General features: G+C 60.2%; 7 protein-coding genes, 1 tRNA gene and 1 pseudogene. 8 read left to right on the top strand and 1 reads right to left on the bottom strand.

The window, feature by feature from the left end; genetic code table 11:
* On the top strand, window positions 1-195 hold a 195-nt coding region (locus Q0K17_RS09095; protein ID WP_294542440.1), incomplete at its 5' end, for a glycoside hydrolase family 3 N-terminal domain-containing protein.
* Window positions 196-221: 26 nt separating this feature from the next.
* A complete protein-coding gene (locus tag Q0K17_RS09090) occupies window positions 222-1388 on the top strand; it encodes a glycosyltransferase family 1 protein (protein ID WP_294542438.1) in 1167 nt (388 codons plus the stop codon).
* A gap of 68 nt (window positions 1389-1456) precedes the next feature.
* Here Q0K17_RS09090 and Q0K17_RS09085 read toward each other — a convergent pair whose 3' ends face one another.
* The gene (locus Q0K17_RS09085; RefSeq protein ID WP_294542437.1) at window positions 1457-2974 is read right to left on the bottom strand and encodes a YifB family Mg chelatase-like AAA ATPase; all 1518 of its coding nucleotides are present in this window, start codon (window positions 2972-2974) and stop codon (window positions 1457-1459) included.
* 213 nt (window positions 2975-3187) lie between these two features.
* On the opposite strand from Q0K17_RS09085, the gene Q0K17_RS09080 reads away from it, so the two are divergent.
* From Q0K17_RS09080 to Q0K17_RS09055, 6 genes and pseudogenes are all read left to right on the top strand, one after another.
* Entirely contained in the window at window positions 3188-4870 is a 1683-nt protein-coding gene (locus tag Q0K17_RS09080) for a phospho-sugar mutase (RefSeq protein ID WP_294542436.1), read from the top strand.
* Between the two features lie 141 nt (window positions 4871-5011).
* The gene (locus Q0K17_RS09075; protein ID WP_294542434.1) at window positions 5012-5860 is read left to right on the top strand and encodes a PHP domain-containing protein; all 849 of its coding nucleotides are present in this window, start codon (window positions 5012-5014) and stop codon (window positions 5858-5860) included.
* Window positions 5861-5889: 29 nt separating this feature from the next.
* A complete protein-coding gene (locus Q0K17_RS09070) occupies window positions 5890-6147 on the top strand; it encodes a TIGR03905 family TSCPD domain-containing protein (protein WP_294542432.1) in 258 nt (85 codons plus the stop codon).
* 39 nt (window positions 6148-6186) lie between these two features.
* Window positions 6187-7965, top strand: a complete 1779-nt coding sequence (locus Q0K17_RS09065) for an HAD family hydrolase (protein ID WP_294542430.1) — start codon at window positions 6187-6189, stop codon at window positions 7963-7965.
* Window positions 7966-8270: 305 nt separating this feature from the next.
* Window positions 8271-8355, top strand: a tRNA-Tyr gene (locus tag Q0K17_RS09060).
* A gap of 73 nt (window positions 8356-8428) precedes the next feature.
* A pseudogene (locus Q0K17_RS09055) lies at window positions 8429-8622 on the top strand (hypothetical protein); the annotation flags it as partial.

The raw sequence follows: 8622 nt of genomic DNA, 5'->3' as shown, positions 1-8622 counted from the left end.
ACTTACACACCGGGCGAAGCTGCCCTTCTCGCCCTGCAGGCCGGAGCGGACCTGCTGCTGATGCCCGCCGGTCTGGTCCAGGCGTATGAGGAAGTGCTGGCGGCCGTAGAGGATGGACGACTGAGCGAAGCCCGCCTGGATGAGAGCGTGGAACGCATTCTGGCTCTCAAACAGCAGGCGGGACTTCTTGAATGACTGTTTTCCGGACAGGAGGAAAAGGGATGCAAAAGGACACGATCACCGCCAAACCGGCGCAAAGCTCTCTGGCAGGGACCTGCGGGGAACGTACCCGCCCCTGGCAGGTGCGGGACTGCGGAGCCAGACCGGCGGCCAAGCCGCTGTATGCTGTGGACGGCTGGTTCTTTACCCAGCGCCTTTCTGGAATCCAGAGATATGCCACCGAAGTCCTGGCAGAACTGGACAAGATCGCACCGCCCGGGGCCCTGGAGGTGGTCGTGCCGGAAGGCGCGCCGCAGCCTGCCTATGAAAACCTGAAGGTCGTAGCGTACGGCAAGCAGAATCCGCTGTGGGAGCAGCGGGACTATCCGCGGTATCTGGCGCAGACCGGCCGCCGGTGGCTGTGCATGTGCAATGTGATCCCCCTGCGGGCCGGCCGGCACGCGGGGATTGCCGTCTGGCATGATGTGTGCTACCGTGCCCGTCCGGATTTCTACCGGGACCCACGGGGACGGGCGTCGGCGGCGTGGCACCGGCTTCAGTACCGGGCCATGGCCCATCAGGCCTGCGGCATTGTTACCGTATCGGAATTTTCCAAAAACGAGATTGTCAAATATTATAAGGTGGACCCATCTCGCATCACCGTCATTGGCAACGCATGGCAGCATATGGAACGGATCAAGGCTGACCCGGATGTTTTTGCCAACGGGGGCAAATGGCCTGCCCTGAAACCGGGACAATATTACTTTTCCATGGCCAATCTGCTCAAGAATAAAAACTTCCCCTGGGTGCTGCGGGCCTCCAAAAATGCCCCGCGGGAGATTTTCGCCATAGCAGGGGGCGGCAGCCTGCAAAAGCAGGCAGAGGAACTGGGGCTGGCCGACCTGCCCAATGTGGTCTACCTGGGATATGTCTCCGACGGGGAAGCCAAGACCCTGATGGCCAACTGCAAAGCGTTTTTGTTCCCCACGCTGTATGAGGGATTCGGCATCCCGCCGCTGGAAGCGGTGGCCTGCGGGGCACCCCGGGTGCTGGTCAGCGACACGCCCTGCATGCGGGAGGTTTACGGCCCCTGTGCCGGGTATATTGATCTGGCCGTCAATCATGGAGATGTGACGAAAGTGACGCCGCCTGCGGCGGACCCCGCCGAGCTGCTGGCCAAATATTCCTGGGCCGAAAGCGCTCGCCGTCTGGCCGGTCTGCTTTTCTGAATGGAATATCCAGGATAGGAAAACCGCCCGACTCCTTTTGTGCACAGGCACAGGGAGTCGGGCGGTTTTTATTGTTTGCGGTCCATGCTGCGGTATTGCAGGGCCTCCATCAGCTCGGCAGGGCCGATGATGTCGCTGCCGTTCAGGTCCGCCACCGTGCGGGCCACCCGCAGGATGCGGTCGTAGGCACGGGCGCTGTATCCCATCCGCTCAAAGGCGGTGCGCAGCATGGCCTCGGCGGCAGGGGCCAGCCGGCAGTACCGGCGCAGAAGGCTGCTGGGCAGCTGGGCGTTGCAGCCGATGGCAAGCCCTGCATACCGTTCCCGCTGAACGGCACGGGCGGCAGTCACCCGGGCCAGAATGGCGGTGCTGGGCTCGCCGCCCGCCTCGGCTGCCAGGGAGTCGTATTCCACCGGCCGGACCTCCACATGCAGATCGATGCGGTCCAAAAGCGGCCCGGAAATCCTCTGCCGGTACCGTTCGATGGCGCTGGGGGTGCAGGTGCATTCGTGTCCGGGGCAGCCGTGATACCCGCACTTGCAGGGGTTCATGGCTGCCACCAGCATGAACCGGCAGGGGTAAGTGGCACTGGCATGGACCCGGCTCACGGTGATTTTCCCGTCCTCCAGCGGCTGGCGCAATACCTCCAGCGTGTCCCGGGAAAATTCGGGCAGCTCATCCAGAAACAGGACGCCGTTGTGGGCCAGACTCACTTCCCCCGGGCGGGCGTTGGTGCCGCCGCCCGCAATGGCGGTGGCGCTGACACTGTGATGCGGGCTGCGGAAGGGGCGGGCTTTCAGCAGACCCTGGCCCGCGCGCATCAGCCCTGCCACCGAATAGATGGCGGTGGTCTCCAGGGCCTCCTCATAGCTCATGGGCGGCAGGATTCCCGGCAGCCTCTTGGCCAGCATGCTCTTGCCGGTACCCGGCGGGCCCACCATGAGCACATTGTGCCCGCCGGCGGCGGCCACTTCCAGCGCCCGACGGGCTTCCGCCTGCCCGCGTACATCCGCAAAGTCGGGCCCCAGCCAACCGCCGTCCGCGTCATATCCGTCCGGTTGGGCAGGGGAGAGCTTTTCTGTGCCGCACAGATGCTCCACCACCTCCCGGGCGGTACGGGCCGGATAGACGGTGACGCCGGGGGCTACGGCGGCTTCGGCGGCGTTTTCGGCCGGCAAGAACAGTTCGGTGATGCCTGCCTTTCGCGCCGCCAGAGACATGGGCAACACCCCGGGGATGGGCCGCAGGGCGCCGTCCAGACCCAGCTCCCCCAGAAAAGCCTGGTGCGGGGCCGGAGCGGGCAATTGCCCTTGGGCGGTCAGAATGCCCAGAAACACCGGCAGATCGTACAGGGAACCGGTCTTGCGCACGTCGGCGGGGGCCAGGTTGACGGTGATGTGGCTGGCAGGCCAGGGGTAGTGCAGATTCTTCACGGCGCTGCGGACCCGCTCGCTGCACTCCTTGACGGCGGAATCAGGCAGTCCCACGAGTGCAAAGGCGGGCAGCCCGCCGGAAATGTCGGTCTCCACCGTCACAGGATAACCGCTCAGGCCGGTCACCCCCAGGCTGTTGATCTGCGCAAACATCCGCGCCCCTCCTCTGTGTTCGTTTCGCTTATCAGTATATCGTTTTCTCCGGCATGGGGCAAGCAAAAAGCATAAAAATGCAGACGGACAGGGCAAAAAATGGGTGATTGCGCCAAGATTCGATTGACAAGACCGGTGCAGATTGGTATATTTATGATAGTTAAGCAAAACTACCCAAAATATATCATTGGAAGAAAAGCGCAGGTGTTCAAAATGTATAAAGAAATGTTTGACCGCTGGCTGGCCTTCGACCTCGATGACGCCGACCTGAAACCGGAACTGGAGAGCATCAAGGATGACGACGCTGCCATCCAGGACCGTTTTGCCGTTGCCCTGAAATTCGGCACGGCCGGTCTGCGCGGCGTGATCGGTGCCGGTACCAACCGGATGAACGTCTATGTGGTCCGGCAGGCCACCCAGGGGCTGGCCAACTGGGTCAAGACCCAGGGCGGTACCCAGACTGTGGCCATCAGCTACGACAGCCGAATCAAGAGCGATGTCTTTGCCAAGGCGGCGGCCGAAGTGCTGGCAGCCAACGGCATCCATGTGCGCATTTACCGCGCCCTCATGCCCGTTCCGGCCCTGAGCTTTGCTACCCGGTACTATAAGTGCAACGCAGGTATCATGGTCACCGCTTCCCATAACCCTGCCAAGTATAACGGCTACAAGGCCTACGGCCCGGACGGCTGCCAGATGACCGATGAAGCCGCCGACATCGTCTATGCCGAGATCCAGAAGACCGACATCCTCACCGGTGCCAAGACCATGCCCTTTGCCGAGGGTCTGGAAAAGGGCATGATCGAGTATGTGGGGGATGACTGCATCCGCGCGCTGTACGATGCCATCGAAGCTCGCTCCATCCGTCCCGGCATCTGCAAGACAGCCGGCCTGAAGCTGGTGTACAGCCCGCTGAACGGTTCCGGTCTGGTGCCTGTCACCACTGTTCTGGACGAGATCGGCATCAAGGATATCACCATCGTGCCCGAACAGAAGGACCCGGATGGCAACTTCCCCACCTGCCCCTATCCCAACCCCGAAATCTTCGAGGCGCTGCGCCTGGGTCTGGAACTGGCCGAAAAGTCCGGTGCCGACCTGATGCTGGCCACCGACCCCGACGCCGACCGTGTGGGCATTGCCGTCAAGTGCAAGGACGGCAGCTATGAGCTGCTTTCCGGCAACGAAGTGGGCGTTCTGCTGCTGGATTACATCTGTGCCGGCCGCATCGAGCAGGGCACCATGCCCAAGGACCCCGTCATGTGCAAGTCCATCGTGTCCACCCCGCTGGCGGACGCCGTGGCTGCCCATTATGGCGTGGAGTGCCGCAACGTCCTGACCGGCTTCAAGTGGATCGGCGACCAGATCGCCAAGCTGGAAGCCGATGGTCAGGTTGACCGCTTCATCTTCGGCTTTGAGGAAAGCTACGGCTACCTCGCCGGTCCCTATGTCCGCGATAAGGACGCCATCATCGGTTCCATGCTGATCTGTGAGATGGCGGCGTACTACCGTGCCAAGGGCTCCTCCATCAAGGAGGAGCTGGAGCGCATCTATGCCCAGTATGGCCGTTACCTGAACAAGGTGGACAGCTTCGAGTTCCCGGGCCTGTCCGGCATGGACAAGATGGCCGGCATCATGGAAGGCTTGCGCAAGAACCCACCCGCGGACTTCGCCGGCGACAAGGTCGTCAAGGTCACCGACTACGAGAAGCCCGAGGAGACCGGCCTGCCTGCCGCCAACGTCCTGATCTACAAGCTGGAAAGCGGCGCCACCGTGGTGGTCCGTCCCTCCGGCACCGAGCCGAAGATCAAGACCTACTTCACCACCCTCGGCAAGGACCTGGCCGAAGCCCAGGCCCAGAAAGACAAGCTGGCCGAAGCCATCAAGCCGATTCTGGCCTGATTTCCCTGTTCATCATCCGGGGCTGCCCTTCGCGGGGCGGCCCCTTTTTGCTGTATCCTGATTCCGGGGACCCTCTTTTCAAATCTGACAAAACTGTATATAATAAAAAGAGCTGCCAGACAGCGGAAAGGAGCACTCCCCATGCCAGGAGATCTTCACACACATACCACCTTTTCCGACGGATCCACCCCGGTGGCCAAGCTGCCTTTTCTGGCCAAATGTGCCGGCATGACCCATCTGGCCGTGTCTGACCATGATGCCATCCGCAGCGTGCGGTATGCCTATGCCAATCCGGTGGTGGAAGGGGTCCACCTGATTCCGGCCACCGAACTTACGGCATACGACTATGAGCGGGGGCACCGTGTACATATTCTGTGTTTCTGGCCTGATGACTGTGCGGCCCTGGAGGACTTCTCCAAGCTTATGTCCGAGCGCCGGTACAACGCCGTTATGCAGAGCTGCCGGGAACTGGAAGAGCTCTGCCCGCAGTTCAAGACGGCGGAAGCGCTGGAATTTGCCCGGGACAGCGGTACTTTGTACAAGGCGCACGTCATGCGGGTGCTGTGGCAGTACGGCCTTTCGGATGGGATGTACAATTCGGTGTACCGTTCGCTGTTCGGTCTGCGGCCGGTGCGGGGCAAGATCCTGCACAATCCCAAGTACGAGACGGTGGACACGGTGCTGAACCTGATCAAGACCTGCCGTGGCGTGGCCGTGCTGGCGCATCCCAGTGTGTATAAGAGCATGCCTCTGGCCCGGGAACTCATCGCAGCCGGCCGCCTGGATGGCGTAGAGATCGACCATCCCCGCAACACTCCGGAAGACAAGGAGGAGCTGACCCGTCTGGCCCGGGAAAACGACCTGATCGTCACCGGCGGCACCGACTTCCACGGCATGAATTCCAACAACCCGCGCCCGATGGGCGCCTTTTATACTGCGGACGATCAGATCGCCCGCATTGAAGCTGTCGCTCGCGCCCGCAAGCGCTGAGCGGCAAGAAAGACAAAGGAGATACCATCATGATTTACGAACGCAAGAATAAGGGCACCTGCTCGGTGCTGACCCGTGTCGATCTGGCCGAGGACCACACCATCCGCAAGGTGGAAGTCATGGGCGGCTGCAATGGCAACCTGAAAGGCATCTGCCAGCTGCTGCAGGGGATGAAGGCCGAGGACGCCATTCAGCGCATGAAGGGCACCACCTGCGGTCCTCGCCCCACCAGCTGCCCGGACCAGATCTCCCATGCTCTGGAAGAGGCCCTGGCACAGCTGGGCTGATTGCTGCTTACCCAGAAAAACGAAGCAAAGGAGCCTGTCATGGACTGCTTCCATTATCCTCTTGATACCGAACAGCTGCTGCGCAAAAAGCGCCGCATCCGGCGGGAGCTGCTGGCCCAGAACCCCAGCCCCCTGCACAAGAAAATTGCCATCCTCGGCGGTTCCACCACCAACGAAGTGGCCGATCAGCTGGGACTGTTTCTGCTGAATTACGGCATCGAGGCCGAGTTCTATCAATCCGAATACGGTCAGTACTGGCAGGATGCCATGTTCGGTACCCCCGAACTGGATGCATTCAAACCGGATGTGATCTATATTCATACCAACTGGCGCAACATTGAACATTTCCCCACCACTTCCGATACTCCGGTTCAGGTGGATGAAATGCTGGAATCCGAGTACGCCCGCTTCGAGACCATGTGGCAGGCGCTGGCCCGGAAGTTCAGTTGTCCGGTCATTCAGAATAATTTCGACCGTCCCAACTATCGCCTGATGGGCAACCGGGATGTGTGGGATGTGCGGGGACGCACCAACTTCATTTCCCGCCTGAATCAGAAGTTCTATGCCTATGCCGCGGCCCATGAGGACTTTTACATCAATGACCTGGACTACCTGGCTTCGGACTATGGCCTGACCGCCTGGGGAGATGCTTTCTTCTGGCACATGTACAAGTATGCCATGTGTCTGGATGCCATCCCGTCCCTGGCCAACAGTCTGGCCAACATCATCAAGTCCCTGTATGGCCGCAACAAGAAAGCCCTGGTCCTGGACCTGGACAATACCCTGTGGGGCGGCGTCGTGGGGGATGACGGGGTGGACGGCATTGCTGTCGGACCCGAAGTGCCCGAGGGACAGGTCTATGCCGAATTCCAGAGCTACTGCAAGGCGCTCAAGTCCATCGGTGTTGTGCTGGCGGTGGATTCCAAGAACGACGAGGAAAATGCGCTGGCGGGACTCAACCATCCCGATGGGGTGCTGCGTCCGGAAGATTTCGTGGCCATCAAGGCCAACTGGGACCCCAAGGACCAGAACCTCAAGGCCATTGCCGCCGAACTCAACCTGGGAGCGGACAGCTTTGTCTTTGCTGATGACAACCCGGCAGAGCGGGCCATTGTGGCAGCCCAAGTGCCCGGTGTGGCCACGCCGGTATTGGACGGGGCCGAAAATTACATCAAGACCCTGGACCACGGCGGCTACTTTGAGGTCACCACCCTCTCGGGGGAGGACCTGAAAAAGACCGAACTCTACCATGCCAACGCCGAGCGCCGCCGTGCCCAGGCAGCCTTTGCGGATTACGGTGCTTATCTGGACAGCCTGGAGATGACGGCCACCATCCGCGGCTTTGAACCGCTGTATATCCAGCGTATCGCCCAGCTGACCAACAAGTCGAACCAGTTCAATCTCACCACCCTGCGCTGCTCGGAGGACGATATCCGTGGTATGGCCGATGATTCGTCCTGGCTGTGTCTGTACGGCAAGCTGGTGGACAAGTTCGGCGATAATGGTGTGGTCACGGTGGTGGCCGGACAAGCGGAAGGGGAGACCCTGCACCTGCGTCTGTGGCTCATGAGCTGCCGTGTGCTCAAGCGCGGCATGGAAGATGCCATGATGGATGCCGTGGTGGCGGATGCCGCTGCCCGTGGTCTCAAGACCATCCGGGGCTATTATTACCCCACAGCCAAGAACGGTATGGTGAAGGACTTCTATGCCGGTATGGGCTTTACCCGGGTGGAAGAAGATGCCGAGGGCAACACCACCTGGGAGCTGTCTGTGGAGAGCTACAACGCCCGCCATCCTCACATGAAGATCGAGCGCTGACAAAATTGTTTCAGGTCCCCGGTTTACGGTCCGGCTTCCGTAAACCGGGGATTTTTGTATTGATCGGACCGTTTTGCGGAGAGGCGGGCGGCAAGACGGGCAAAAGCTCCGTTCCGGATATCTTTTCTGCCGTCAAAAACAGTGCTCCGACCCATAAAAAATCAACTTTTTTCAAAGAAATTTTGAAGACAACGAAACATCGACAAACTTTTTTTCAAAAAAAGCTTGCATTTCCAAGATTCCTTTGCTATAATAAATGAGCGCTGACAGGTGAGCACAAACGAGCGGCGCGAAACTGAATAGATGGGAGCTTTCCCGAGTGGCCAATGGGGACAGACTGTAAATCTGCTGCGTAATGCTTCGGTGGTTCGAATCCACCAGCTCCCACCAAAAACCCGAACGATTTATCGTTCGGGTTTTTCTTTTGCAAACTATACGGAAAAAGGAAAGGGCGGTTTCATTTATGGAAAAGCTGTTTGACGGTGTCCGCCGGATACAACCGGCACAGCTGCATGTCAGCCAGCTGTACGTCAGCCGTACCAAGCTGCAGGCGGTACAGGCGTGGCTCACGCCGGCCACCCTGAACGCTTGCCGCCCGCTTCCGGTGCATGATTTCGGTGACGGTTTTCTCACCCTGACCGATGGCCACACGCGGGC

Source organism: uncultured Gemmiger sp., from assembly GCA_944388105.1.
In the GTDB taxonomy this organism is placed as follows: Bacteria; Bacillota; Clostridia; order Oscillospirales; family Ruminococcaceae; genus Gemmiger.
Note: the sequence above shows the minus strand (reverse complement) of the source record. Positions and strands in the feature narration are given on the sequence as shown.